The 26,472-nt window shown below is 72.5% G+C and carries 22 protein-coding genes; 9 read left to right on the top strand and 13 right to left on the bottom strand.

All coding sequences use genetic code 11. The features are described 5' to 3' along the window. Window positions 1-53 precede the first annotated feature (53 nt). Window positions 54-1,307 carry a HEAT repeat domain-containing protein gene (locus tag ACGFSH_RS30180; RefSeq protein WP_393353985.1) on the top strand — a complete coding sequence of 418 codons (1,254 nt, stop codon included), beginning with the start codon at window positions 54-56 and terminating at the stop codon, window positions 1,305-1,307. A gap of 114 nt (window positions 1,308-1,421) precedes the next feature. On the opposite strand, the gene ACGFSH_RS30175 is transcribed toward ACGFSH_RS30180, so the two are convergent. From ACGFSH_RS30175 to ACGFSH_RS30165, 3 genes are all read right to left on the bottom strand, one after another. Beyond that, entirely contained in the window at window positions 1,422-1,982 is a 561-nt protein-coding gene (locus ACGFSH_RS30175; protein WP_393353983.1) for a hypothetical protein, read from the bottom strand. Window positions 1,983-2,139: 157 nt separating this feature from the next. After that, window positions 2,140-2,361, bottom strand: coding sequence for a hypothetical protein (locus tag ACGFSH_RS30170; protein ID WP_393353981.1), 222 nt, complete (start codon window positions 2,359-2,361; stop codon window positions 2,140-2,142). Window positions 2,362-2,488: 127 nt separating this feature from the next. Then, window positions 2,489-3,997 carry a DUF4246 domain-containing protein gene (locus ACGFSH_RS30165; protein WP_393353978.1) on the bottom strand — a complete coding sequence of 503 codons (1,509 nt, stop codon included), beginning with the start codon at window positions 3,995-3,997 and terminating at the stop codon, window positions 2,489-2,491. Between the two features lie 257 nt (window positions 3,998-4,254). On the opposite strand from ACGFSH_RS30165, the gene ACGFSH_RS30160 reads away from it, so the two are divergent. After that, on the top strand, window positions 4,255-4,719 hold the full coding sequence (locus ACGFSH_RS30160; RefSeq protein WP_393353975.1) for a hypothetical protein: 465 nt from the start codon (window positions 4,255-4,257) through the stop codon (window positions 4,717-4,719). A gap of 272 nt (window positions 4,720-4,991) precedes the next feature. On the opposite strand, the gene ACGFSH_RS30155 is transcribed toward ACGFSH_RS30160, so the two are convergent. Next, a complete protein-coding gene (locus ACGFSH_RS30155; protein ID WP_393353972.1) occupies window positions 4,992-5,117 on the bottom strand; it encodes a hypothetical protein in 126 nt (41 codons plus the stop codon). A gap of 296 nt (window positions 5,118-5,413) precedes the next feature. After that, window positions 5,414-6,142: a hypothetical protein gene (locus ACGFSH_RS30150; RefSeq protein WP_393353970.1), complete on the bottom strand. Its 729-nt coding sequence runs from the start codon at window positions 6,140-6,142 to the stop codon at window positions 5,414-5,416. Between the two features lie 79 nt (window positions 6,143-6,221). Here ACGFSH_RS30150 and ACGFSH_RS30145 point away from each other — a divergent pair, with 79 nt between their 5' ends. Together ACGFSH_RS30145 and ACGFSH_RS30140 are read left to right on the top strand one after the other, a co-directional pair. After that, entirely contained in the window at window positions 6,222-7,109 is an 888-nt protein-coding gene (locus tag ACGFSH_RS30145; protein WP_393353968.1) for a LysR substrate-binding domain-containing protein, read from the top strand. A gap of 139 nt (window positions 7,110-7,248) precedes the next feature. Continuing rightward, on the top strand, window positions 7,249-7,812 hold the full coding sequence (locus ACGFSH_RS30140; RefSeq protein ID WP_393353967.1) for a dihydrofolate reductase family protein: 564 nt from the start codon (window positions 7,249-7,251) through the stop codon (window positions 7,810-7,812). 33 nt (window positions 7,813-7,845) lie between these two features. Here ACGFSH_RS30140 and ACGFSH_RS30135 read toward each other — a convergent pair whose 3' ends face one another. After that, window positions 7,846-8,172, bottom strand: coding sequence for an NIPSNAP family protein (locus ACGFSH_RS30135; protein WP_393353964.1), 327 nt, complete (start codon window positions 8,170-8,172; stop codon window positions 7,846-7,848). Between the two features lie 279 nt (window positions 8,173-8,451). Between ACGFSH_RS30135 and ACGFSH_RS30130 the strand changes: the two genes are divergently transcribed. Together ACGFSH_RS30130 and ACGFSH_RS30125 are read left to right on the top strand one after the other, a co-directional pair. Beyond that, entirely contained in the window at window positions 8,452-9,654 is a 1,203-nt protein-coding gene (locus ACGFSH_RS30130; protein WP_393353961.1) for an alpha/beta hydrolase family protein, read from the top strand. Between the two features lie 185 nt (window positions 9,655-9,839). Further along, a complete protein-coding gene (locus tag ACGFSH_RS30125; protein ID WP_393353959.1) occupies window positions 9,840-10,484 on the top strand; it encodes a hypothetical protein in 645 nt (214 codons plus the stop codon). Window positions 10,485-10,536: 52 nt separating this feature from the next. On the opposite strand, the gene ACGFSH_RS30120 is transcribed toward ACGFSH_RS30125, so the two are convergent. The 3 genes from ACGFSH_RS30120 to ACGFSH_RS30110 are packed head-to-tail and all read right to left on the bottom strand — an operon-like array spanning window position 10,537 to window position 15,364. Further along, a complete protein-coding gene (locus ACGFSH_RS30120) occupies window positions 10,537-11,991 on the bottom strand; it encodes an MFS transporter (protein WP_393353957.1) in 1,455 nt (484 codons plus the stop codon). Beyond that, window positions 11,988-13,994 carry a PEP/pyruvate-binding domain-containing protein gene (locus ACGFSH_RS30115; protein WP_393353955.1) on the bottom strand — a complete coding sequence of 669 codons (2,007 nt, stop codon included), beginning with the start codon at window positions 13,992-13,994 and terminating at the stop codon, window positions 11,988-11,990. Before ACGFSH_RS30115 ends, ACGFSH_RS30120 begins: the two co-directional genes overlap by 4 nt. Then, complete coding sequence (locus ACGFSH_RS30110; protein WP_393353953.1) at window positions 13,991-15,364, bottom strand: acetyl-CoA carboxylase biotin carboxylase subunit family protein; 1,374 nt, start codon at window positions 15,362-15,364, stop codon at window positions 13,991-13,993. Before ACGFSH_RS30110 ends, ACGFSH_RS30115 begins: the two co-directional genes overlap by 4 nt. Before the next feature lie 360 nt (window positions 15,365-15,724). Here ACGFSH_RS30110 and ACGFSH_RS30105 point away from each other — a divergent pair, with 360 nt between their 5' ends. Then, window positions 15,725-16,930 (top strand): PAS domain-containing protein, encoded by a 1,206-nt coding sequence (locus ACGFSH_RS30105; RefSeq protein ID WP_393353951.1) that lies wholly within the window; start codon window positions 15,725-15,727, stop codon window positions 16,928-16,930. Between the two features lie 39 nt (window positions 16,931-16,969). Here ACGFSH_RS30105 and ACGFSH_RS30100 read toward each other — a convergent pair whose 3' ends face one another. The 4 genes from ACGFSH_RS30100 to ACGFSH_RS30085 form a co-directional block, all read right to left on the bottom strand. Continuing rightward, complete coding sequence (locus ACGFSH_RS30100; protein ID WP_393353949.1) at window positions 16,970-21,361, bottom strand: trypsin-like peptidase domain-containing protein; 4,392 nt, start codon at window positions 21,359-21,361, stop codon at window positions 16,970-16,972. A gap of 34 nt (window positions 21,362-21,395) precedes the next feature. Next, on the bottom strand, window positions 21,396-21,743 hold the full coding sequence (locus ACGFSH_RS30095) for a CU044_2847 family protein (RefSeq protein WP_393353947.1): 348 nt from the start codon (window positions 21,741-21,743) through the stop codon (window positions 21,396-21,398). A gap of 86 nt (window positions 21,744-21,829) precedes the next feature. Continuing rightward, the gene (locus tag ACGFSH_RS30090; protein ID WP_393353945.1) at window positions 21,830-22,453 is read right to left on the bottom strand and encodes a hypothetical protein; all 624 of its coding nucleotides are present in this window, start codon (window positions 22,451-22,453) and stop codon (window positions 21,830-21,832) included. 175 nt (window positions 22,454-22,628) lie between these two features. Further along, complete coding sequence (locus ACGFSH_RS30085) at window positions 22,629-23,228, bottom strand: TetR/AcrR family transcriptional regulator (RefSeq protein WP_393353943.1); 600 nt, start codon at window positions 23,226-23,228, stop codon at window positions 22,629-22,631. 167 nt (window positions 23,229-23,395) lie between these two features. On the opposite strand from ACGFSH_RS30085, the gene ACGFSH_RS30080 reads away from it, so the two are divergent. After that, window positions 23,396-24,940 carry an MFS transporter gene (locus ACGFSH_RS30080; protein WP_393353941.1) on the top strand — a complete coding sequence of 515 codons (1,545 nt, stop codon included), beginning with the start codon at window positions 23,396-23,398 and terminating at the stop codon, window positions 24,938-24,940. A gap of 333 nt (window positions 24,941-25,273) precedes the next feature. Further along, complete coding sequence (locus ACGFSH_RS30075; protein ID WP_393353939.1) at window positions 25,274-26,410, top strand: FAD-dependent oxidoreductase; 1,137 nt, start codon at window positions 25,274-25,276, stop codon at window positions 26,408-26,410. The last annotated feature ends 62 nt before the right edge of the window (window positions 26,411-26,472 follow it).

Below are 26,472 nucleotides of genomic sequence, written 5' to 3'. Positions count from 1 at the left end.
GACGCACGACGGCACGCGAACACCCGTCCCTGGGGAGGCCTTAGGCTGCGCCCATGGCGATCAGCGAGGACGGGGCACATGAGGCCGTCGTTCGACTGGCTGCCGGAGCCGTCCCGGACCAGGTGTTCGACGTGACGGATCCGGTCGCCTGGACCGACCTGGATGTCCGGGTGCGTGAACTGGCCTGGCGGCGGCCAGAGCTGTTCCACTCGAACGCTTCGCCGTCCGGGCGGCGGATGAGCTGGGGGCCGGATGCGTCGGCGCCCGCGGTCACCTGGCGGGGACTGCCCGGTGACGCCGAACTCGTGCTCGCCCTCTGCCACCCCGACGGCCGGGTCCGCGAGGCCGCGCTGGACCGGTCCCGGGGACGCTCCGCTCTGTTCGCGCCGGTCGTCATCCGCTGTGCGGACTGGGCGGGCCCCGTGCGTGACCGGGCTCGCGCGATCCTGGCCGAGGCGCCCCGACCCCTGCTGATCACGCACGCAGCACTGGTGTTGCGGGTCGCGCGACGGCCCCGGGGCGGCTTCGCCGAGCACCTGCTGACCCTGACGCTGCGCGAGGGCCCGGCGGCGCTGGCCGAGGCGCTGCTCGACAGCGCCGACCGGGACACGGCCCGTCTGGCGTACCGCACAGCCGTCGAACGGCGGCTGCTCCCCGTCGCGCGGCTCGCCCGGACGGCCGTACGCCACCACGACGTCGCCGTGCAGGGCATGTGCGCCGACGCGGCCGTGGCCGCTCTCCGTGAGGGCGAGTGCGACGCGTTCTCCGACGTCGTGGGGCCCCTGCTCGCGTCCCGGCAGCCCCGGATCAGGGCGGCGGGGGTGACCGCCCTGCGCCGGATCGGGCGGCATGCCGACGCCGAGCCGTACCTCGCCGACCGTTCCGCCCTCGTACGGGCCTGCGCCCGATGGGTGTTGCGCCAGGCGGGAGCCGACCCGGCACCCGTGTACCGGGCCCTCTGCGCCGACCCCGCAGCGCGGCCCGCTGCCGTGGTGGGCCTGGGGGAGTGCGGAGTTCGCGAGGACGCGGATCTGGTCCGGTCGCTTCTCGTGCATCCCGTCGCCGGGGTCCGCGCCTGTGCCGTGGCAGGGCTACGCGCGCTGGAGCAGGTGCGCGTCGACGACGTCCAACCGCTCCTGGACGATGCGTCGGCGGCCGTTGTCCGGGGCGCGACCGCGGCTCTGCTGCCGTCGGCCGATCGCCTGCCGCGAGAACTGCTGCGCGGGCTTCTGGCCGAGGGCCGCCCCCGCCATCAGCGGGTCGCCGGGATCCGGCTGCTGCGCGCGGCCGGGGTGCGCGTGGCGTGACCGTCCGACGGCCGGGGCGTACCGAGTGCGAGAGCCCGCTCACCGTGTGGTGGGCGGGCCCTCGTGCGGCACCGGCTGTTGAAACGGGCGTCCGGTGACGCGGTGCTCGCGTGGTTACGCGGCGGCCTTCTTGGCGCCCGAGAACGCGGCGAACGCGCCGATGGCGAGGAACAGGAAGGTCATCGGGTCGGCGGTCTCGTTCCAGCCCTCGGTCAGCACGTCGAAGTGCTCGGTGAACAACGAGGTGGCCGAGACGTTGAGTTCGTCGGCGCCGATCATCGCGATGCCGATGAGCTGGCCGAGGTAGACCGCGCCCAGCGACAGCACGGCGCTGAGCACGGGCAGGGCCGGGTTGGCGCCGCCGATCCTTCCTGCGGCGAAACCGATGAGGAAGCCCACGCCGACGGCCGCGTAGCCGATCTCGTACTCGGTCGCACCGACGATCGCGCCGTAGACGCCCGCCATGACCAGCGCGACCGCGACGGCGACGAGCAGGCCCAGGGCGACGTTGCCGCGGGCCGGCGGGGCCGCAGGCATGAACGGGGCCGCGGGGGCGGGTGCGACAGCACCGGCCTGCTGGGCGTAGGGGTTGCCGTCGGCGGACGGCGGCGTGTCGGCGACGGGCGCCTGGGCGAACGGGTTGCCTTCGGACGGCGGCTGAGTTGGCTGGGTCATGACAGAGTCCCCCCACGGGCTGCTGATGCGACGAGCGGTGTGATGTGTGCGCACGAATGTGCGACAAGACGCCGAAGAGTAGCAGCAGGGGCGACCCTCTTCACCAGCAATTACAGGGGTCGGCCGAGTGCGGGTCGGGGTACGGGCCGGCGCCGGGTCAGAACAGCTCGTCCTGCACGGCGGGGACGGGGCGGTGCCTGGCCCGCCGGGCCGATGGCCGGGCGGGCGGCTCCTGGCCGAAGAGGGGGAGCGTGCCGTACTCGTCGGGTTCGGCGGGCACCGGAGTGGGACCCGTCCCCACGTTCAGACGCAGCGGAACGTCACGATCGAAGTCCGCCGGCGTCATCGCCGGCCACTCGCGATCCTGGCGTCCGCTCATCGGTGTTTCCTCCTCCCCTGCATCATCCCCTACCCCTGCCCCCCGGCCGGCACGCCCGGGCGAAGATCGAGGGCCCGCCTGCGTGTGTGTATTTCGGCGCCCGCGATCCGCCCTATGACGGGCGCGGTCAGTGCTCGCAGAGCGAGAACTCCCGTTCATAGAGCTGCTCGTTGTGTTCGCCGACGAAGAACTTGCGCTCCTGCATGAGTTCTTCGCGGTAGGCCTTGGCCTGGTCGAGCGTCATGGTCGACGTGGGGGACCAGGGTTGTTGGGGCGGCACGTCGGACGTGGAGACGATTGTCTCCGACGGGTCGACCAGGAAGAAGGCCAGGATCTTTCGGTGCCCGGGGCGGGTGGGGTCGGCGAGGCGGAATGAGCCGACGCGGTGCTGCAAGGCGTTCGGGAAGGCAAGGCAGCGGCCCGCTGGTGTGGGTGTCGAGCCCAGAACCTGATTCAGCGCGTCTTCGTTCTCGAGGCCGTAGACCTCGCGCAGACCGTTGTCGTCGTTCTGGGCATATTCCGGATCGTCGAGCGCCGTCCGGAAACTCAGCCGGCTTTCCGTGATGTTCTCGCTGTCCCAGTAATAGATGCCCGTAGAGACGATCCGCTCGTTCAGCATCCCCTCGACATGCCAGGAACCGCCGGAGTACTCGGGCTTTTCCGGAGTGAGGTGAATGGTGGCGAGTTTGACGATGACCTGGAGGCCGCGGCCGCGCAGGTCTGTGCGGGAGGAGTCGTCGGGAACCGCCGGCGGGGTGAAGAGCGGGGCGTCGGGGACGACCGGACGTCGGTTCTCCCACCAGTCGTCATGGGCCGTTTCCCATGCGCTGAGGGCTTCCGCATAGGCCTCGGCGTCACTGTAGGAGGCCTTGTGCGGATACTCCGGCTCCGAGTCGTACCACCCGTAGGGGTCGGCCTGGATCCGCAGGGGCCGCGGATGGCGCAGATCGGTCAGCACGTTCTCGAAGAGCGGGAGCAATCGCGCGAACAATTGCGGCAGCACCGATGCCAGTTCACCATGAGTCTCGGGGTGAACGTTGTTGACGTAGGAGCGGAAGGCGACTTCACCGTCCGCGTCGACGTCCACGTCCGTGGGCAGCCACTGGAACTTCTCCGAGAACTCGTATTTCGAGTACTGGTTCGTGGGGTTCTGCCAAGCCCGCTCGGGCGCCTTGCTCACTTCTCTCACCAGGCAGAACAGTGAGGGATGGACCAGGTCCAGCACCTGGCCGTCCGACCCGGGGTGCCAGTCCTGCTCCGATGCGGGGACCTGCTCCAGAATCTCGACCGCCTTACGGAGCCGGGACCTGAGCTCGTCGTCGACGAGGGTGTCCGAATGCCACACCCCGTCGACGGCGGAGACCTCGATGCCGGTTCGCTCGTCCCGCAGGGAGGCGTAATGCCGGAGTTCGTCCACCACGTAACGCACTTGCGCTTCGGTAAGGCCCTGGGAGACCGCTTCTCGAGTCCATCTGGCCACGATGTCGGCGTCGTTCATTTTTGTGAACCAATCCGGCTTCGACCGAATCAGTGAGCTGCACTGCATCATCTGGAGTTCCCGAAGCGTTCGGGGCGCGGCGAACGCTGTGCAACGAGAAGATTGAAAGGGCAGCGGGAATGGAGACAGGCCGGTCAATTCTCTTCGTCCTCCCAGACGGTGTGCAGTGGCGGGAAGGATACTTCAGCGGACTGACATCGCGGCCACGGCCAATACCACCGTCACGTCACCGGCCCTCCAACCGCACGCGGGAGTCCAGCCGTCGGCCGGTGCACGGCCGGCTTCGTGCGCTGCGCCGACCGTCCGCAGGGCGGTGTTCGGCCCGACGTCGCCATGATCTACGGTTTCCTACCGCACACCAGCAACGATCACTTTCGGCAACGGGGATCACGTACATGTTCAAGACGGCGAAGCTCACCATCGGCCTGCTCGCAGCGGCAGTGCTGCTCACCGGATGCGGTGGCGAGGAGAAGGACGCGGGCGCCGCGGCGAAGACCGGCGAGGAGTCACCGAGCGCCTCGGCGAGCGGCGGGGCCGAAGGTTCGTCCTCGGGAAAGAAGGGCGTCACGCACCAGGTTGTCTTCGAAGTGGGCGGCGAGGGCGCGACCCAGGTCATGTGGGTGGGGAACACCAATCACTTCGAGCAGGTGACGCTGCCCTGGACGAAGACGGAGTCGGTGCGACTGGAGGGCGCCGAGCTGAAGCTCGGCCTCCTGGTGTCGGTGGCACCGGGTTCCGTCAAGGGGCCGGACGGGATGCTCAAGCTCGCCCCGTGCACGATCAAGGTCGATGGCAAGCAGGTCGCCGACAATCAGAACGGCAAGTCGGCAGGTCCCTGCGAGTTCAAGCTCAAGGGCTGACGACCGTCGCCCCCACGCGCCTGCGCCGAAGTCCGGCAGAGCATGTGCGCGTGCTCGACCCACCGTCGAGCACGCGCCCCGCGGCGGCCGGCGCGCTGGGCCGCCGTCATGCCCGGCGCGCAACCGCGGTCCACGAGCCGGGAGTTCCTACGGCGTAACCGCGGACGATGACGGTGCGCCCGAAGTCGAAAAACGCGGCAGCCTCTCCTCGGCCACGCGCACCAGCCGTCGCAACGCAGCGCGGGGCGGGCGGTCGTCGGCGGGCGGTCGTATCAGTCCAGGGCTGTCGCCCATGTGGTCAGAGCGGTGAAGTCGTCGTCGGCGAGGCCGAGTCGAGGGTCGACGCGGCGCAGGAAGCCGGGGGCGGGGCCGATCTCTACGACGACTCTTTGCGACAACGCGCATCGGCAGCTCGCCGCGACGGGCCGGCCACTCCCGCTCCGACGTCGGCGGCGCCGGCCCCGGTACCGTCTGGCCTCCGGTCTATGGCCTCCGGCCTCCGGTCCGCGGCGCGAACATGCGCGGCATCGCCGACGGCGGACTCCTGCTCGACTTCCTGGACGCGGCGCATCCTGATGTGAGGGGAGTCCGTCCGGCCGATCATGGGGTACGGGCGCTGCGCTCTGGAGATGCGCAATCCGGCACGGCGTCGAAGAAGCCGTCCTGCGGTCGTCAAGAGGCCATCAGAAGGTCTTCAGGAAGCGGTCAACTCGGTGACGAGACGGGCGAATTCGGCGCGTTGCCGGCCGGTCAGCGAGGCGTAGAGCGGGGCCTGCAATTCGTCGGTGAGGTGCTCAGCTCGTTTCCGGCGGGGGACCAGCGGTGCGGCGACGGGACGCGGGTCCGGCCAGCCGTAGCGGCCCGCCTGCTCGGCGCCGAGGTTGATGATCATGGCGTCACGGGCGCTCAGTCCGCTCAGGCGCACTGCCGCCAGATGGCAGGAACCACGGTGTTCCCGCAGGACGTGTACGCGCTGCATGGCCGCACCGACCGGGTCGTCGGCGGGGCAGGGCTGCGCGCTCCAGCCCGCGAACAGCGGCAGCGCGTCGGCGTCGGCGGCGTCGATCAGCTGCTGCGCCAGGCGGTTGAAGTGCTCCACGTCGGCGTCGGAGGGAATGTGGGCGCGCCCCCACTCGCGGACGGCTTCCGCATAGCAGGCGGCGGCCTCCTCCGCCGGCATCACGGACCGTCCCGCCAGCCAGCCCGCGGTGATCAGGTCGGGGCCGAGGAAGCCCTGCACGGCCTGGACCACCGGGATCGGCGCCTCGCCGAGCACCCCGAACCGGCCGCGGCAGTAGAACCCGCGGCCGGGCGGGAAGCCGGCCCGCAGGCCCACGGCCGCGGTCGTCTCGTCGGACATGAACTCGTCGCCGAAGTCGTGCAGGGGCCGGGCAACGGCGGCGATGCAGTCGAGGATCTCCATGAGCCGAAGATCGCCCACGCCGAATCAGCAGGTCAAGGGGATGTTTTCTGAGGGAACCCGTTAGGTAATCTATCGAGTCATGTTGGATGTCCGCCGCCTGCACATGCTCAGGACCGTCGCCGCACGAGGCTCCATCGCCGCGGCCGCCCAGTCGCTGGCGCTGTCCGCCGGCGCCGTGTCCCAGCAATTGGCCGCGCTGCGCCGGGAGGTGGGAGTGGACCTGCTGCGCCCCGACGGGCGAACCGTGGCCCTGACCGAAGCCGGCCAGACCCTCCTCCTGCACGCCGACCGGATCCTCGCCGCCGTACAGGAGGCCGAGAGCGCCGTCGCGGCGGTCAAGGGAACGGTCGGCGCCACTGCCACCCTCGCCGCGCTGCCGTCCACCGTGGCCCGGATCGTGGCCCCCGCACTGACCGCGCTGAGAGCGGACCATCCGCAGCTCACCGTGACCTGCCTCGTCACCGACCAGGCGCAACTGCGCGAACTCACGCTCGGCGCCGTCGACGTGGTGCTGGGCCAGCGCTACCACCACCTGCTCGATGCCACACCCCAGGGCATCGAGCTGTGCCCGCTGCTCGACGATCCGCTGCTCGTCGTCACGGCCGCCGACCGGGCGGACGGGCGGCCCGTCCCCCTGAGGGAACTGGCGACACACAGCCTCGCCCTTCCGCCCCCGTCCACGGAGTGCGGCCAGGCCGTCCGACAAGCGTGCCGACAGGCCGGTTTCACTCCCGCGGCCCGCTACGTCACCGCCGACATCGCCGCCCAGCTCACCCTCGCCCGGACCGGCCTGGCCACCGCGCTCGTGCCCCGGACCGCCATCGACCCGGACACGTCCGGAATCCGCACCGCGCCCATCGCGGACCACCCCATCCTGCGCCTGCTGTACGCCGCGACGCGGCGCACCGAGACCACGGACCCGACGACCGCGGCCGTCGTCGCGGCACTGCGGGCAGCGACAGGGTGAGACCGCGCCCCGCCGTCCGCCGGTCCAGAAGCGCTCCGGCGTTCCGACGGAATCTCCTGCGGCAGTGTGGCCTGACCGATGAATCCTCCGCACTGTGCTGGTCTGTAGGCCGGATACCGACTCACGGGAGGCTGACATCATGCGGAAACTGGCCTTTGCCATGAACACGAGCCTGGACGGCTACGTCGCGGCGCCGGGCGACGACCTCGGCTGGAGCGTGCTGAGCGACGAACTGTTCCAGTGGTGGTCGGACCGGGTGGCCGCGACGGGCCTGGCGCTCTACGGGCGCAAGCTGTGGGAGACGATGAGCTCCCACTGGCCGGTCGCCGACAAGGAGCCGGGCGCCACGCCGGCGGCGATCGAGTACGCCGGTCGCTGGCGGGACATGCCGAAGGTGGTGTTCTCCTCCACGACCGGCGCGGTCGACTGGAACACCCGTCTGGTCACCGGCGACGCGGTCACCGAGATCACCAGGCTCAAGGCCGGCGACGGCGGTCCCATGGACATCGGCGGTGCCACACTCGCCGCGGCGGCCATGCGGGCCGGGTTGATCGACGAGTACGCGGTCGTCACCCATCCGGTCCTGGTGGGCGGCGGCACGCCGTTCTTCACGGCCCTGGACGACTGGGTGAACCTGACCCTGGTGGAGACCCGGACGTTCCCCGGCGGCGTGACCCTGACCAGGTACGAGACGGAGCGTTGAGCACTCGAGGCCGGATCGGCGCCCAGGACTCGCTCACGCCGGTGACACCCCCGCACCGTCGTCGAGCGGTCGCAGGAAGCGGCGCTCGTACCGTCTGATGCAGCGGGTTTCACGGGCGAGTTCGTACGCTTCCTGGCACTCCGGGTCGGACATGCTGTCCGTGCGGTAGCGCTCGTAGGCGGCCAGGCCGGGAAAGGAGAACAGGGCGTAGGCGATGTCGCTGTCGCCCTCGCTCGGCAGGAAGTAGCCGTGGTGCGTCCCGCCGAAGCGGTTGACTAGCCGGACCCAGCGGCGGCCGTACTCCTCGAAGTCCTCGAGCTTGTCGGGGTCGATCTCATACTTCAGATGGACAGTGATCACGCCTGAATCATGCCTGAATCGGGCCCGCGTCACGCCTGCGTCCTGCCGAGTGACAGATGTCAGCGGAATCCATGAGGAATCACAGCAGTCCGCGGGGCGCGCGCTCCCTAGCCTTTTCGCAGGTGGCCGTGTGTACGGGCACCGCGCATCCAGCCTGCGAAGGAGATTTCCATGCCCCGCCCCGCCGCACCCTCGTCGAGCAGCACCCGTGACATCGAGGGGAGCGGAGAGGAGAACAGGCGAGGCGGAGGGAGCAGCGGAATCAGCAGGAGAAGCGCGGTGACCACGGGCGCCGCGCTCGCCGCGGGTCTCGCTCTGGCCGTCCTCCCCGGCGCCCCCACCCCCGCCCGCGCCGCGTCGCCCCGCCGCGCCGCAGGCGATGGCCGGCCGCCGGTGCGGCTCGTCCTTCCGCCGCCGAGCGGCCCCCATGCCCTGGGCACCGTGTCCCTGCATCTCGGCGACCGCAGCCGTCGCGATCCCTGGGTCGCCGCACGGCCGGTACGGGAGCTGATGGTTCAGCTCTGGTACCCCGCGCGTCGGGCCGCCGGGCGGCCCAGGGCGCCGTGGATGACGGGCCGGGCCGCGGAGGTCTTCCAGCAGACGGGATATCTGCTCCCCGAGTACGCCACGCTGCCGCACACGCACGCCCGTGCCGGTGCGCCGGCGGACATGAGCAGGGGCCGGCGTCCGGTGATCCTCTACTCCCACGGACACGGCCAGCACCGGAACTCCGGCACGGCACTGGTCGAGGAACTCGTCAGCCACGGATACGTCGTGGTGACCGTCGACCACACCTACGACGCCGGGCAGGTCGAGTTCCCCGGCGGCCGGGTCGAGAGGTACGCGATGCCGCCTTTCACCGCGGAGGACGACGACCCGGTGATCCTCAAGGCCGTCGACGTACGGGTGGCCGACATCCGGTTCGTCCTGGAGGAGCTGTCACGGCGCGTACGAGGCCGCCGCGACCCGCGCCCGCACGGCCTCGGCGGCATCCTGGACCTGTCCAGGACGGCCATGTTCGGGCACTCCCTGGGCGGCGCGACCGCGGCCTCGGCGATGGCGGCCGGGGCGCCGGTCGCGGCGGGAGCGAATCTCGACGGCAGTCTCTTCGGTCCGGTGGTGGCCACGGGGCTGCGCAAGCCGTTCCTGCTGATGGGCGAGGACGCGGACAACAAACCGAGCTGGCCCGAGATCTGGCCCCGGCTGAGCGGCTGGCGCCGTCATCTCCGGCTGACCGGCACCCGGCACTTCTCGTACACGGACTACGAGACGTTCATGCCCCAGGTCGCCGCGCGGCTCGGAGCGACGGACGAACAACTGGCCGATTTCATAGGGCCGCTGGACGCGACACGCGCCGTCCACGTCCAACGGCGTCTCCTTCTCGCCTACTTCGACCTTCATCTGCGCGGCCGCCGCGCCCCTGTTCTCGAAGGGCCGTCGGCCCGGTATCCGGAGGTGCGCTTCATCGGCGGTGCCGGTTGACGGACCGGTGGATCCGTCCGGGGCCACGGATCCACCCCGGACACTCCGGAGGTGTGCCGACCCGAGGTATGCCGGCCATGGTCGGATTCAGGCCAGTCGTGGGCTCGGGCCGCCGAGCGGGCACAGGAGCGTTACCGTGTCATGCCTATGACATTGAAGAGGTGACGATGATGACGGTGGTGCGCATGAACGGATTCGCATCCAACGGCTCGACCCGTACCGGCCTCGCGATGAGCGCCGCCCTCGTGTCGGCGCTGCTCTGCACGCCGGCGGCCGTGGCCGCCCCGGTGAAGGCCGGCGTGGGCCCGGGGACGGCCGTCACCGCGCCCGCCCCCACCCACGGTGAACGGGCTTGCCCTGTCGTGTACTTCGACCTGGGGGAGACCCTCGTGCACACCGCCGACGACGGGAGCACCGCCTATCTGTCCGGGGCGGCCTCGTATCTGCGGACCCTGCGCGCGCGCCACATCAGGGTCGGTCTCATCACCAACGTCCCGCCTTCCTGGGGCGCGACCGACGCCGAGCGCGCCGCCCGGCTGCGGACGGAGGTCGACGCGACGTGGCGGGGCCCGGCGGCCTTCGCCTGGGCGGACTTCGGTGACCGGATCCTCACGCCGCGCACCGAGGCCGAACGCAAACCGTCCCCGGCCCTGTGGCAGCGTGCCAAGCAGGCCTCGGCCGGCTGCCGGGTCGTCTACCAGGCGGAGACGGCCCAGGAGGTGTCCGTGGCCTCCTCGCTGGGCTTCGTCTCGTACCAGGTCGGCCGGCCCCACCGGCCCGTGTTCCTGCCGGCGGGGCTGGTGGGACTCCTCGGCCGCCGCTTCGGCTGACCGCGGCAGCGGAACCGCGACCGCGACACGCACGGGCCCCACGGTTCCGGGGTCAGGTGCGCGGCCGCCGCGAGCCCCCGTCCGGTTCGAGGCTCTCCTTGGGGCGGACGTCACCCGGGTCCGTGAGGCCGGGCGCACCGTCCTGCGTCGTCGGCGACGTGGTGCCGCCGGCTCCCGCGCCGCCGGCCGGAGACGACGGCGGCGCCGCACCGGCGCCGTCCCGGTCCTCGCGGGTGACCGCCCCGCTGCGCAGCAGCAGTTGGAACACCCCGAGCAGCACCGCCGTGGCCAGGGCGCTGTGCCACAGCAGGGCGTCCAGGCGTCCGGCGGACAGATAGGCGCCCGCGGCGATCGCGGCCAAGGCGCACACGCCGCGGTCCACGATGCTCTCCACCGACAGGAGGGTGGCCCGCGGCGCGTGCGCGGGGATCGCGTCGTTGACCAGTTTGCGCTGGATCGGGAACGCGAACCCGGTGGCGGCGGCGAACAGGCAGAGCAGCGCGACGACGACCCACGGGCCGCCCAGGGTCATGGCCGCCAAGGTGCCCGCCAGGGCGAGACTGAGGATGGACACCCAGGCGACCGGCGGCAGCCTGCGGCTGAGCCATTGGGGCCGCGCGGACGCCACCGCCTCCGCCACGGTCATCGCGGCCAGCACTCCGCCGTGCGAGGCCTCGCCGATGCCGTGGTCCAGCAGGATCGGCTGGAACAGGTTGACCTGGCAGATGCGCGACAGCGTGAAGACCGCCACGCCCTGCACCATCACCAGGGCCAGCCACGGCGAGGACGCGACGCAGCGCAGCGCGGTCCCCGCGTCCCGCAGGAAGGCGCCGCCGCGGCGGCCCCCGCCGGACCGGCCGGCCGTCCCGTGCGCGGATTTTGCGCCGGGCTCCGTTCCGGCGAGCCGGGGCAGCAGCACGGCGCAGACGAGGGAGCCTGCCGCACTCGCGGCGCTGAGCACGTACGGCGCCGGGTGCGCGAGGGCCATCAACGGACCGACCAGCGGCCAGCACACCACCTTCGCGGCCAGCCCCAGCGCCCGCGCGGTGCCCTCCGCGCGCAGGTAGTGGTCGTCGCACCGTTGCGCCCGCAGCCCGTCGTACAGGTAGGCGCTCGCCGCGCCCGAGGTGAGCGACCGGCCGGCGGCGATGGCCAGGAAGTGGAGGAGGAACCCCGTGTAGGAGGCGCTGAACACGGGGGCCAGGTTCGCGGCCGTCATCACCACGGCGCCGGCCCGCAGGCAGTTGCGGGTGCCGATCCGGTCGGCGATCAGTCCGGTCGGGATCTCCAGCAGGCAGAAGGCCACGTAGTAGATGCTCTGGATGCCGAAGATCTGCCCGTCGGAGAGGCCGGCCTCCTTCTGGTAGGCGTAGAACACCGGCATCCACCACAGCAGGTTGAACAGCAGCTGGAAGCCGTAGTTGAGCCGGATGATCCGGCGGGCGGTGTCGGTCAGGCCGGTGGCCCCTACGGCGCCCGGGCGCCGTAGGCCGGGACGCGCCCTCACAGCGCGTAGGGGCGGATCTGGACCAGCCGGAAGTCGCCCTGTCCGGTCATCAGCCACTCGATGTCGAGGGGCTGGTCGACGTCGTCCGCGCTGAAGTGGGACTGAAGGAGCCGTCCGGTCAGCGACAGGTCGGCGAGCCGCGCGCGGACGGCGGCGGACAGCCCTTCGCCCCACGAGCCCAGCGCGACGGTGCGCCCGCCGCCCTCCACGGTGTTGTACAGGTACTGCTGCGGCAGCACCGTCCCGTCGACCACCTGCTCGGGCGAGCCCGGGGAGCAGTTGAGGTAGACGTTGCGGAAGTCCTCCCGGCGGGTCGGGTCGCAGGTCACGAGGACGCCTCCCAGGGAGGCCGGCACGTACTCCTGGATGATCACGCCCATGTAGGTGTCGTCGAGGGAGATGCCGACCTGGTGGCGCAGCCGCACGCTGCGCGGCGAAACGAGGGAGGCCCACACCTGGCGTACGGCGTCCAGGAGCTCGGCCGTGCCGTGGACGGTGGTGACGGAGTCGTAGACGCCCGCCGCGGAGAAACCGGGGAGGTCCTCGGCGTTGGAGGAGGAGCGCACCACGAGCCGTCCGCGCGGGGTCGTCGAGGCGGGGAAGGCCTGCTCGATCCGGCGGGTGACCGACTCGGGGACGGGGGCGTGCCGGATCAGGTGCTGAAGGTGCAGGCACAGCGAGTCCAGGACGTCGCCGGCGTCGAGTTCGAGCGCCATCTTCAGCTTGCCGATGCCCTGCTGGATCGCGGGGGAGGAGGCGAGGAACCGCTGCTGGAGCGCGAAGGGGAGGGCGACGCCTTCCGGGGCGCCGACGGACTCGGCGACGAACTCTGCGGCCCTGGAGCGCAGTTGTGCGGGGATGGGGTCGCTGAGGCCGAGGCGGGCGGCGAGGTGGCCGTAGAGGTTGTCGCGCGGCGGGCGGGGCCGGCCGTAGTAGGAGGTCAGGTCCACCGTGCGGCTGTCGAGGACGTGGTGCAGCTCGCCGAGGTTGGCCGCCTTCGTGCCGTAGCGGTCGCGGTCGGCGGCGCGCAGCCGGTGCAGGGACAGCACGGGGGCGTCTTCGAGCAGCGGGGGCTCGAGGCGTATGCGCTGCTGGTGCCAGGCCGGCGCCCGCAGGTCGGGCTCGTGGTCGAGGCGCTCCAGGGATATGTCGTCCTCGCCGACCCGGTAGCGCACCCACGCGCCGTCGAGGCCGTCCTTGTCGACGAGCTGCTCCAGATCGCGGACGATCGCGTTGGGGATGCCCCAGCCGGAGGCGAGGACGTTGGTGTGCGAAAGCGGGGTGATCGGCGCGGTGTTGACGAATCCCGCGACGCGCGGGACGTCGTCGGGCAGGCAGGGCATGGCGACGATGTCCGCCCAGCCGAGACCGGTCTCCGCCGCCCTGTACTCGTCGGCCGTCCGGAAGAACCGCAGCCGCCCGGTGGCCTCGCCGGGGTTCAGCGGTGTGCGCTCCCGGGAACCGAACAGTTCGTGGCTCAGGATGCGCGGCACGCGCTGTTCGCTGATCGCCGACAGTTCCTCCTCCTGCCCGTGGTTGGCGGGCTTGAGCAGCAGCGGCAGCCCGCTGTCGACCCTGGAGCGCACGAACTCGTAGAAGAAGGTGAGCAGTTCGCCGTCCATCGTGTCGGCCTCGGTCGTCTCCAGGACGAGGAAGGGCCGCTCCCTGCCCGTGTCCCGCTCGGTGTGCAGGGACAGCACGCCGAGCAGGAACCGGCGCCCGGGGTCGGTGTAGACGGAGGCGTTGAACGCGTCCAGCTCCGCGTCCAGCGCGGCCAGGTCCATGCCCAGTACCCGGGTGGCGACGTAGTTGACGTGGAAGGGGTGCACGTCGGTGTCGAGCAGGTGCCAGGTGTTCTCCGCGCGGTCGACGACGACCTTGAGGTAGGGGTGACCCGCCAGCACTCCCGACAGCGTCCGGAAGAGCGGCAGGGAGAGGTTCTCGCCGACGACCGTGCGGTCCGTGGCGGGCGCGGCGGCGCCGGTGTCCAGATGGGCGGTCATGCGGAGACCTCCTCGGGCCGCGCGGCGGGCAGGACCCGGGGCAGGGCGTCCACCAGGGTCTCGAAGTCGCGCAGCACGGTGCGCGGGTCGGCGGCGGAGAGCAGGCACAGGGCCGCCATGGTGTTGGCGCCGGCGGCGGGGTCGTAGACCGGTACGACGCTGCCGTCGGGCAGGGAGCTCTCCGCCACCACCGACAGCTCGCCGCCCGGGCTGAGCGGGACGCCCGACGCGACCGCGGGGAAGTCCCAGATCCTGCGGTCCTGCCAGGCCTCGCCGCGGCCGTCGACCGCGAGGACGACGAGGGAGCCCGCGGCGCCCCGCGCCCGCTGCGGTGCCAGTGCCTGCTCCGGCCAGTCGACCGGGCGTCCCAGCAGGTGGTCGACGAGCATGCCCACGAGGTCCAGTGCGAAGACCTCCTCGATCTGCGGCACCGTCATCGCGCCGCCGAACCGGGCGGCGGTCTCGATGAGCCACATGCCGCCGTCCGGGCCGAGTTTGATCTCCGTGTGCGTCCCGCAGTCGCGCAGTCCCAGCGCGTCGACGGCACGACGCGCGAGTTCCACGACGCGGTCCTGCGCGTCCGGGGAGAGCGGGGCGGGGGTGATGCCGGCGCGCTCGGTGAAGGGCTCGACGGTGGGCATCCGGCCGCTGAGGCATACGGGGTGGAAGACGCCGTCCGCCACGACGCCCTCGACGCTGAGGTAGTCGCCCCAGCCGGGCTCGTCGAACCAGTCCGACGCCGTGCCGGTGACGATCTCCTCGACCACGAAGTCGGCGTCCGCCTCGGCGACATGCAGCTCCGCGTATCCCAACCGGGCCGAATCCGCCATGACCTGGCGCGAGCGGGCCCAGGCGGCGGACGCCTCGCCGGGGGAGGAGATGATCTGGTGGGCGGTGGATCCCGCGCTCCAGGCCGCCTTGAGCAACAGCGGACAGGACAGGGAGCCCACGGCCGCACGCAGGTCGGCCTCCGTGACGACGGGGCGGAACGCCGGCTGCGGCAGGCCCGCCCGCTCCCATGTGCCGCGCATCAGCCGCTTGTCGCGCGCGAGAGCGGCGGCGGGTCCCGCGCCCCGCAGCCCGAGCTTCTCGCAGGCCTCGGCGACCGCGACGACCGCGTACTCGGAGAAGGTGAGCACGGCGTCCGCGCCCACTTCCTGGGCGTACGAGACGATCAGGGCGACCAGATCGCGGCGGCTCGCGTCGTCCGGCGTCGTGACCGAGGCGCACAGTCTTTGCGCGGGGCCCGCGACGGAGGGGGGAAGAGCGCTGAGCGCCAGCAGGTGCACGTCCGCCCTCGCAGCCGTCCGGGACAGGACATGGCCGAGCGGCGGACCACCCTTGGCATGCACCAACAGCACCGTGCTCACAGAAATTCGTCTCCATTCACCTGGTCGGCGGGGCCCTCACCGGCACCGGCGGTGCGGGGCGGGCCCGGGGATGGTGTGCGGGCGACGGCGTCCGGCGCGTCCGCCCGCACACTCCAGGGGACCAGGCTGTAACCGTCCATACCGGCGCAGAGGACGCCCGCGACTCAGGCAAATGCCTGAGTCGCGGCGGCGATTCACAGGTTTTCCGTCGCCGGAAACGGGATGTGAGCGGGCGAGCGGCGCTCCGGGCCGCGTCCCACCCCCGGCAACTCGGCCGGGAATGGGGCTTGTGCACCGACGGCCGGGATATCCAGGGCAGATGACTGAGCGTCAGCCAGTCGTGTACGGACGGAGACCGTTGTGGGCGATCCAAGCGTCAGGACACTGCTCGAGGACATTCCCGTGTTCCCGAGGGCCGTAGGGGAACCGTGGCGGACGGGGGCGGACGACGGCACCGCCGGGCTCTGGCGGACGGGCGGGCCGGACGACGCCGGCGCTCTCGCCCGCCCGGGCCGCTCGCAGCGCGCCCCGGACCGGCGGGAGCGCGGAGCGGGCCTCGCGGCGCCGCCGGGCCACGCCGTCTTCGCGGACCTCGTGGACCTCGCTCCGGCCGCCGCCTTCATCCGGGACCGCGACGGGCGCTATCTGTGGGCCAACCACGCCTACGCGCACCTTTACGGCACCGTGCCGCAGGAACTGGTCGGCAGATACATCGAGGACTTCGACACCCCGGCCGAGGCCGACCGCTTCCGAGCCTTGGACCAGCAGATACTCACCCGCGGCACGCCCGTCCGGCACACCCTGCACTATCTGCGCCGGGACGGCACCACGGGCCGCGCGGTCGGCCACCGCTTCCCGGTGCGGGAACAGTCCCGTACCTGCGTCGCCGGCATCTACGTGGACATCACCGACCACCTGCGGGCCACGGCGCAGCGCCAGGCGGCCGAGGAGAACCTCAGCGCCCTGCGGGACCACAGCGGGCTGCCCTGCGCCCTGCTGTCGGCGAACGGGCGGGTCGTCGAGGCGAGCGTGGCGGCCGCCGAACTCTTCCATCTCGGCCTGACCGACCTGGTGGGCCGCCGCGCCCACACGCTGCTGGCGCCCGAACCGCGGCCCGAGCTGGACCGGTTGCACCACCGCTGGAACAGTCTCATCTCCCGCCGCACCCGACGCGTCGAGACGACCGCGGTGCTGGTCGACAGCCTCGGCCTGCACCGGCGGGCGGAGCTGCACCTGACGACTATCGGCCATTGTGCGGGCCGGGCCCGGCACGTCTGGGCGGTGATCACCCACCAGAGCCTCGCCCACGAGGCGCACCCGCCGCTGACCGCCGCGCAGATCCGCATCCTGTCGCTGCTGGCGCAGGGCAGCAGCAACAGCGACATAGCCGCCTCCCTGAACCTGTCGCGCCAGACGCTCGACTACCACCTCGGCCGCCTGCGGCGCCTGCTGGGCGCCGCGACCCGTCCCGCTCTGGTGGCCCGCGCCTACGTCCTCGGCATCCTCGCCCCCCACGCCTGGCCCCCGCGCTCGGCCACCGCGGCCCATCCCCTCAGCACCGCGTGACCCCCGGCCGCGACGCGCCTTCGACCCGCGGCGGTGCGGTCACCGCTCGGCGGCGGGGCAGGCGGACGGGCGCGGCTGGTCCGGGGCGTACCGGCGCCACTCGTCGTCGGTCGGCCCGCCGAAGCGGGCGCACAGCTCCGCCGCCGCCACGCGCGGCACGGGCACGAACCACAAGCGTGAGACGCCCTCGACGTCGGAGACCGTGACGAGACTCCCGTCGCCGCTGAACGACATCACGGCGGACAGCGCGGTCGTGCCTCCTGACGGCTCGCCGAGCGGTTTGCCGGACTCCGGGTCCCAGAACCGCACGGCGCCGCCGCGTTCGGTGACGGCGAGCACGTCGCCGGCGCCGTCGAAGCCCAGCGCCGTCGCCTCGTCGGACCCGTCGGCGAAGAGCGACGTCGGCCCCTTCAGGGTGGGCACGTCCCAGACCTCCACGGTCTCGTCGTTGCCGCCGCCCAGGGCGAGCCGGGCGCCGTCGGGGCTGAACGCCAGGGCGTCCACGCTGTACCGGCCCTGTGAGGGAATCTCCCCGCGCGGCCGGCCCGACGCCGTGTCCCACAGCCGGACGGCTCCGTCGGCGCCGCCGGTGGCGAAGCTGTGGCCGTCGGGGGCGAAGGCCACCGCGTGCACGAACGCGCCGTGTCCGGTGGGGACGGCGCGCATCAGCCGGCCGGTCACGGTGTCCCAGACCCGGACGGTCGCGTCGGAGCCGGCGCTCACCAGGCGGGTGCCGTCGCGGTCGATCGCCAGGGCGCTCACGTAGTCCCCGTTGCCGGTGAGCGGGGGCGTGACCTCCTGGCCCGTGTACGGGTTCCACAGCCGCACCGTGCCGCCGTTCCCGGCGGTGGCGATGATCCGCGCCTTCGGGTCGGCCGCCACCGCGAACACGGCCCGTGTGGTGCTCCCGCCCAGGGGGACCCCCAGCGCACGGCCGCTCACGGGATCGCGCAGCCGCACCGGCCCGTCGGCGTCGCGGGTCGCCACCAGCGTCGACACCGGGGTCATCGCCACCGACATCAGCGCCTCGCCCCGGCGGGGCGTCGCCACGGTGGCGGGCAGACCGGTCGACGGCTGCCACAGCCGTACGGCGCCGTCACCGCCCGCGCCGGCCAGCACTTGGCCGTCGGGGCTGAACGCGGCGGACCACACGGCGGTCCCGGACCCGGTCATCGGGGACCCCGCCGGCCGCTCCGTGCGTGCGTCCCACACGCGCACGGTGCCGTCCAGCCCCGTCGAGGCGAGCGCCCTGCCGTTGGGGCCGAAGGTCACCGACAGCACCGGGCCGGTGTGCCCGGCGAGGGGCCCGCCGACGGTACGGCCCGTCACCGGATCCCACAGCCGGATCGTCCCGTCGCGGTGCACGTCTTCGCCGTACGCGGCCGCGAGCAGCCCGCCGTCGCGGCGGAACGCCACGCTCCGCACCGAGCCGCTGAGGCCCTCCTTGAGCGGGGCGCCCTTCTGGCGGTGGGCGGCCACGTCCCACAGCCGCACGGTTCCGTCCCGGCCGCCCGACGCCAGCAGCGTGCCCTCGGGGCTGAACGCCACGCTGTCGACCTGTTCGGTGTGCCCGGTCAGTGGCGCCCCCACGGGCGTTCCGGTCGCCGCATCCCACAGCCGGACGGTGCGGTCCGAGCTCGCGGACGCCAGAAGTCTGCCGTCGGGGCTGAACGACAGAGCGCCGACGCGGTCGGTGTGGCCGGTCAGCGGCGTGCCGAGCGGCTCCCCGGTGCGCACGTCCCAGAGCCGGACGGCGCCGTCCTCGTCGGAGGATGCGAGCACCCGCCCGTCCGGGCGGAAGGCGACGGCGACGCCCTTCGCCGGGCGGGCGGCGGCCCGTCGGATGTGCTCGGGCCGGCCGGTGGCCGCGTCCCACAGGCGTACGGTCCCGTCGTCGCCCGTGGTGGCGATGCGGGCGCCGTCGGGACTGAACGCGACGGATGTGACCGCCCCCGCATGACCGACGAGGACGGACTGCTGCTGGGTCAGGAGCCTGGTCATGGCGTCGCCCGCTTCGCCGGTGGGCGAGGTGGCCCAGGCCGCGACGGCCAGACGGCGTGCCGTCACCGGACGCTGGGCCGCCATGGCCTGGGCCTGGGCGGCGAGCTGGCGGGACAGGCTGACGGCGCGCTGGTGCCTGGCCTCGGCCGCGGAGTCGAGGGCGGCCCCCGCCAGGGCCACCGCCGCCAGCGTCAGCACGACCAGGCCGAGGGTGAAGGCTCGGCGGACCAGGACCGCGCGCCGCGCGGCACGCCTGCTCGCGTGCAGGAAGTCGGCGGTGGCGTGCGGGAGCCGGTATCCCGCGGACAGCGCGAGTCCCTCGTCCAGGTCGGTGCCGCGCAGCAGGTCCGCCTTGTCGTGCCGCCTCTCCCAGCGCCGTCGCTGGTCCGCGGCGCGGTCGAGCCACGCGGAGAAGCGGCGGTCGCGCTCCACCCAGTCGCGCAGGACGCCCCAGTCCCGTACCAGCGCGTCGTGGACCAGCTCGGCGACGGGTTCGTCGTGCGCGGCGACGTTGCGGGTGACGATCAGCCGGCGCCGGACGAGGACGGCGAGCACCTGGTCCACGACCTGGGCGGTGGGGGCGGCGGCCGCGTCGCGCCGGGCGGGAGGGCTGTCCGGGCCGCGATCGTCGAAGGGTACGTCGACGAGTCCTTCCTCGGGCTTGGCGAGGAGGGCGCGGGCGGCGGACAGGACGGCCGGCCGTCTGCCGGGCGGGCCGGTCGGGGCGCCGCCGGAGGCGGCCAGTTCGCGCAGCACGGACAGCGGCAGCCGCCGGCGCAGGGCGGGGATGTGCAGGGTGGGATCGGGCGGCCTGACCAGGGAGGTGAGGACCCGTCGGGCGGTGGCGCGTCCGGCGTCCGCGTCGCGCAGGGAGCGCATGGCGCCCTCGTACCAGGAGGTGATGCTGCCGGTGATCCCGCCGATCGCCTCGTACGCGGCGTGGGTCAGCACGCCGTCCGGCGCGCGCTCCCAGAGTTCGCTCATCGCGACCTCGACGAGGGGCAGCACGGTCGTCGGGATCTGCTGTCGGGAGCCGCCCAGGTGGTCGATGCGCTGGACGTCGGCGATGATCCGTTCGGGCAGTCCGGCCTGGCAGTGGGCGCCCACGTCCTCGGCCGGGCGGACGATGATGTCGTGCAGGTCCCGGACGTCGAGTGTGGCGGGGAGGTTGACGATTCCGGTTGTCAACGCCCGCAGCAGTTCGGGGGCTTCGGCCGCGAACCGGGGGTAGAAGTCGTCGCGCATGACGAGCAGGACGGTGAGTCCGGGGGTGCCGACGACGGAGGTGAGCCGGTCGATGCCCTCCCGCAGGACGGAGCCGGCGGGGGAGGGGGCGCCGGGTTCGTCCTCGGCCGGCGTGCTCGTTGCGGCCGGATCGGTCGCCGTGCTGTCGTGCGCCTCCTCGGGGCGGGTGGGTTCCTCGGGCTGGAGGATCTCCTCGAACTGGTCCACGACGAGCACGCGGCGCGGCGCACCGGACCCGCCCGCCCCGCCGAGGGCATCCGGGCCGCCGAGTCCGTCCCGGCCGGCGTCGTGCACGAACGGGTCGAGGTCGTCGAGGGCGTCCAGCAGGGCTTGGCCGGGGCGGACGGTGACGACCTTCCAGCGGTCGCTGCCGGGCAGCGGGCAGTCGGCGAACGCCGGTATCAGACCTGCCTGGACCAGGGACGACTTGCCGGCTCCGGACGGACCGAGCAGCACGAGCGCGTCCGGGACGGCGGCCAGGCGATCGATGATCGTCCGCACCGCTCCGGCCCGTCCGTGGAACCAGCCGGCGTGCTCGGTGTCGAACGCCTGGAGTCCGCGGTAGGGCCGCACCGGGGGGACGGCCAGGTCGGGCCGGAGCTGCCGCAGCCGCCCCGCGGGCGTGGCGTAGGCGATGCCGGTTCCGCGCAGCAGCGGGTCGGGGCGGGTGACGCGGGTGATCATGCCGATCACCGCTTCGACGGTGTCGTCCCACACCGGGCCGCCGCTGAATCCCTGGGTGAGGTCGTTGGCGCAGGCCACCTGAAGCAGGGCGTCGGTCGCGGAGTGGGGGGAGAGGATCTCGCCGGCGTGGCCTTCGCCGAAGTGGCCGCCGGAGACCGCGTGTCCGGGGAAGCCGAAGGAGCGCACCCGGTGGCCGCGGCATCCCTCGGCGCGGGCCAGCGGCAGCGGGGAGGTTCCCGGCGGCGGGGCGTCGAGGCGGACGACGGCGACGTCGTCGGCCGCCGGTTCGCTGCGTCCGTGGTGGACGACGGTTCCGCGGGCCTCGGGCGCGCCGTGCGCCTGGGGGAAGTCCAGGCGCAGCACGGCCCGTTCGCCCCCTCCGGCGGCCGTGACCACGTGCGCGCAGGTCACCAGGAGGTCGTCGGCCACGAGGAAGCCGGCTCCCGCCACCGCGCCGTTCGGGCCGAGAACCCGGGCGACGGAAGTGGCCCAGGTCACCATCTTCGGTCGCTTGGGGCCGCGTTGTGGTGGACGGTCATTCCACTGCGGCCGGCGGGGTGTCCGGCGTGCCGCCCTCGGGCCGCGTCCACGTCATCCGCACCGTCACATGGCTGCCCACCGTGCTCTTGGTGATCACCGCACCGGCTTCGGCGGCGAGATCGAGCCCGAACTCCATCTCGAACTCCGAGGGGCCCGCGGCGCTCAGCCGCTCGATGAGGATCCGGGCGGTCCGGGTGACCGGTTCGATGATCTCGCCCAGCTTTCTGGGCAGGTCCTGAACGGCGTCGCCGACCCGGCCCGCCATGACCGGGCCCTGCCCGTCCGCATGCGGACTCTCCACGAGGATGACGCCCCCGCCGTCGAGCGGTATACGAGCCAGCACAGAATGACACTCCTCGCTGTGGAACCGGTCGTGATGAGGGCAGGCGAACCCGGCCTGCCGGGACTTTCGTCCCTGATCCCTCGAAACTATTTCCCCAGCACGTACCACGGCTTGGGAAAGAAAGCCCAATGCCCGGTCACGTACACCAGTCCGTTGTAGGCAAGACCGCGCTCGGCTCCGGGCTTGGTGTAATCCCAAACGTACACCGTGAGCCCGGCCTTGAACTGGTCTTTCACTTTTTCGTATCCGGCGGGGAAATTGGACCGCGCGGTGGGAGTCCATGCCCGGATGTCGTCGGTGGTCGCCTTCGCCATCCGCAGTTCGGTCTCCCCGCGTTTCGCCCAGGGCCTCGCCGGCTGGGGTGAGGCGCCCCAGAGGGTGCCCTCGTAGAACGTCTCGGCCCGGTCGGCGAAGTCCGCCTGGAACAGCGCCTCGTAGTCGTCGGAGGTCGGCCGCAGCGAGCGCACCAGGGCGGTTCCGCCACCGTCCTCTCCCAGTTTCCGCACCAGGGCCCGTGCACCCTTGTCGTCACCCGGATAGGAATCCTGCGCACCGGACGAGGAAAGGGCGGCGGAGGGGCCGGCTTTCCCTGACGGGTCGTCCCCACCGTGTTTGCCGGGGGCGGAGCAGGATGTCAGGAGCGCGATCCCCAGTAACAATGCACCGGTGCGGCGCCGGCGCTGACGTGTCGTGCGAGTTCGGACGCGCACACCTCTTGCACTACTGCCCCGTGCAGCCATTTCACGCCACCCCCGAAAGCACCGGAACGACCACCAAGGGTGCCACAAAAGGGGCGGCTCGACGCCCGGTTCGGGAAACTCCGTTTCCGGCGGGATTGCCGTCGATATCGCCGGCCCGGCGCGGGCGGGCGGGCTTCCGCAGCTGTCAGTCGCCGGATGTCCGGGGGGCGAGGATGCTCTGGACGGCGGGCGCGTAGGCGGTGACGATCTCCTCCGGGGTCAGCCGGGTGACGGCCGGGATGCGCAGCAGGTAGCGGGTCAGGGCGAGGCCGAGGAGCTGGGAGGAGACCAGTCCCATCCTGTCCCGGTCGACGGAGCCGAGGGCGGGGGCGACCTGGTTGCTGAAGATCTCCCGCATGCGTCGTGCGGCCTGCTCGTTGGTCACGGCGGAGCGCAGGAGCAGCAGCAGCGCGTCGTCGGCGCCGTCGTGTTCCCAGCGGTGCAGGAAGTGCCGTACGAGAGCCGCGGGCCGCTCGTGCGCCGGGGTGGCGGTGAGGTCGGGCAGGTGCAGGTCGATGTCGAGTGCCGCGTCGAAGAGCTGAGCCTTGCTGCCGTAGTAGCGCATGACCATCGAGGGGTCGATGTCCGCGTCGGCGGCCACGGCCCGGATCGTCGTGCGTTCGAAGCCGTGGGCCGCGAAGCGCCGGCGGGCGGCGTCCAGGATCGCGGCCCGGGTGCGGTCGGAGCGCCGGGGGCCCGGACCGGAGTCGGAGCCGGGGTCGGGGCCAGGGCTGCTCGTCATCATGCCAACAACTGTAGGCCATCACGTGTTGACTCTCAATTCCCCGGCGTGCACTCTGGTCAACAGGTGATGGCCAACGCTCGTTGGCAACCTATTGGCGACACGGCGGTCCGGGCCACAGGCCCCCACCGCATCAGCGCACCCCTTGTCCGCGGGAAAGGACGCATGTCATGAATCGAGGCCTCACAGCACCAGGCGAGGCGGTGCGCCACGGCGCGGTGCTGGCCGTCACCTGCCTCGCCCTGGCCACCGTCGTATCGGCCATGGCCTCCCTGAACGTGGCCTTGCCCGGCATCGCCCGCGAGACCCACGCGACGCAGACCCAGCTGTCGTGGATCATCGACGCCTACAGCCTGGTCTTCGCCGCCCTCCTGCTGCTCGCGGCGACCCTGGGCGACCGCTTCGGCCGGCGCAGGGCCCTCCTGGGCGGCCTCGCGCTGTTCGCGGGAGCCTCGACGGCGGCCGCCTTCTCGGACGAACCCACGGCCCTGATCACCCTGCGGGCGGTCCTCGGCGTGGCGGCCGCCCTCGTGATGCCCGCGACGCTCTCCACCATCACCAGCACCTTCCCCCGGGAACAGCGCGCCCGGGCCGTCGGCGTCTGGGCGGCGGTCGCCGGAGCCGGCGCCGTACTGGGCCTGCTCGCCTCGGGCGCCGTGCTCGAAGTGTGGTCGTGGCGTTCGGTGTTCTGGCTGAACGTCGTCCTGGCGGCCGTGGCCTTCGTCGGCACGCACGTCTTCGTGCCGGAGTCGGCCGAGCCCGCCGAGCAGCGCGTCGACACGGTCGGCGCGGCGCTCACCGTCGTCGGCCTGGGCATCCTGGCCTACTCGGTCATCCAGGCGCCCGAACACGGCTGGGCGAGCGTGCGCACGTCGGCCGGCATCGCCGTCGGCCTGGTCGTGCTGGCAGGGTTCATCGCCTGGGAACTGCGCCACCCCCACCCGCTGCTCGACCCCCGGCTCTTCCGCAACAGGCCCTTCGCCGCGGGAACGCTCTCCATCACGCTCCAGTTCTTCGCCTTCTTCGGCTTCATCTTCGTCGTCATGCAGTACCTGCAACTGGTGCGCGGTGACAGCGCGCTGACGGCCGCCGTGAGCGTGCTGCCCATGTCAGCGGCCATGATCCCCAGCGCCCGGCTGGCGCCGAAGCTCGCCGCGCGCGTCGGCGCCCGCCGCCCGTGGATCGCCGGCCTGATCGCGGTCGCCGCCGGCCTGGCCGTGCTCGCCGGACTGAACACCACGAGCTCCTACTGGCTCATCCTGACCGGCCTCGTTCCCCTGGGCGCCGGCATGGGGCTGGCCATGACGCCCGCCACCGCGGCCATCACCGACGCACTGCCCTCCCGGCTGCAGAACGTGGGCTCCGCGGTGAACGACCTGGCCCGCGAACTGGGCGGCGCTCTCGGCATCGCCGTGCTCGGCAGCGCCCTGAACGCGGGATACCGCGACACCCTCGACGCCGGGTCGCTGCCTGCTCCGACGGCGGAGGCGGCCCGGTCCTCACTCGCCGCGGCCAACGCCGTCGGCGCCAGGACCGGCGACACGGCGCTGATCGACCGGGCTCGCGACGCCTTCGCCTCAGGACTGCACCTCGCGCTCCTCACCGGAGCCGGAGCGGCCGTCCTCGGCGCGGTGTGCGTCGCCCTGCTCCTGCGCCGCCCGCGCCCGGCGGCCGATCACCCCGCCGAGGAGCACACGCTGACCACGGTCGGCTGACCAGGGTCGACGAGGCGGACGTCGGACGCCGACCGCACGGCCACACCCCCGATACCACCCACGACCGCCTAAGTCGTGGCGGGGCCGCTCGACACCGAGCGGCCCCGCCACGGCGTCGCCCGCGCCCATGCCACGTGGGCCGCTGCGTCGCCGGGCGTGGGGCGTTTCCAGCGGACCGGCCCTTCCGTCGCCTCGCCGGTGTCCGGTCAACGCCAATGCCTACAACTGTGGGCCAACGCTTGTTGACTTCCGGCGGTGTCGTGGGCATGCTGTGAGCAGACGCTCGCCAACGCACGTTGGCAAACCCGTCAGCCCGAGCCCCGGAGGTCCACCTTGACCAGCTCCGCGCACCCCCTGCCCGAGCGCACCGACGTGGCGATCGTGGGCGCAGGCCCCACCGGCCTGGCGCTGGCGGTGACCCTGGCGCTCGCCGGCACCGACTTCGTCCTGCTCGACCAGCAGGAAGAGGGAGCCAACACCTCCCGCGCCGCGGTCGTGCACGCTCGCACCCTCGAAGTGCTCGACGAACTCGGCTCGTCCGAGGACCTGATCGGCAGGGGTCTGAAGCTCACCCGCTTCGCGGTCCGTGACGGCGCCCGGCGCCTGCTCACCGTGCCCTTCGAGCAACTCCCCACCCCGCACCCCTACACGCTCATGGTCCCGCAGTACGAGACCGAGGCCGTCCTGCTGGCCCGGCTGCGGGCGCTGGGCGGCGACGTCCACCGGCCTCACCGCGTCGCTTCCGTGGTCCAGGACCAGGACGGGGCCACCCTCACCACCAGCACCGGGCAGACGCTGCGCGCGTCCTACGTGGTCGGCGCGGACGGCATGCACAGCACGGTGCGGGAGGCCTCCGGCATCGGGTTCTCCGGCAACTCCTACGCCGAGTCGTTCGTCCTCGCGGACGTCGTGATGGACTGGGCCCCGGGCCCGGCCGAGGTGTCCCTGACCTTCGGATCCGCCGGCCTCGTCGTCGTCGCCCCGCTGCCGGGCGGCCACTACCGCATCGTCGCCACCACGGACCGGGCGCCCGAGCACCCCGGCCTCGCCTTCATGCAGGAACTCCTGGACCAGCGCATGCCCGGCCAGGCCGCCGTCACCGACCTCGCCTGGTCCTCGCGCTTCCGCGTCCACCACCGCGTCGCCGACCACTACCGCGCCGGGCGGCTCTTCCTCGCCGGGGACGCGGCCCACGTGCACAGCCCCGCCGGCGGACAGGGCATGAACACCGGCATCCAGGACGGCTACGCCCTCGGCTCGGCCTTCACCGCGGGCGGCCTCGACGAGTACGAGGCCCGCCGCCGCCCGGTCGCCGAGCGCGTCATCGGCTTCACCGACCGGATGACCCGCATCGCCACCACACGCAACCCGGCCGCACGCACGTTGCGCAACACCGGGATGCGCCTCCTGGAGCACACGCCGTTCCCCGCCAAGCTCGCCACCGAACTGTCCGAGCTCAACTACCGCTAGTGCTCTGACCGCATAGGTTCACCAGGGTGCCGGTGGTGGCGGCTGGATTCGGAGTGTCGTCG

Origin of the sequence: Streptomyces sp. NPDC048481, assembly GCF_043200075.1 — a bacterium.
Lineage (GTDB): Bacteria > Actinomycetota > Actinomycetes > Streptomycetales > Streptomycetaceae > Streptomyces.
Note: the sequence above shows the minus strand (reverse complement) of the source record. Positions and strands in the feature narration are given on the sequence as shown.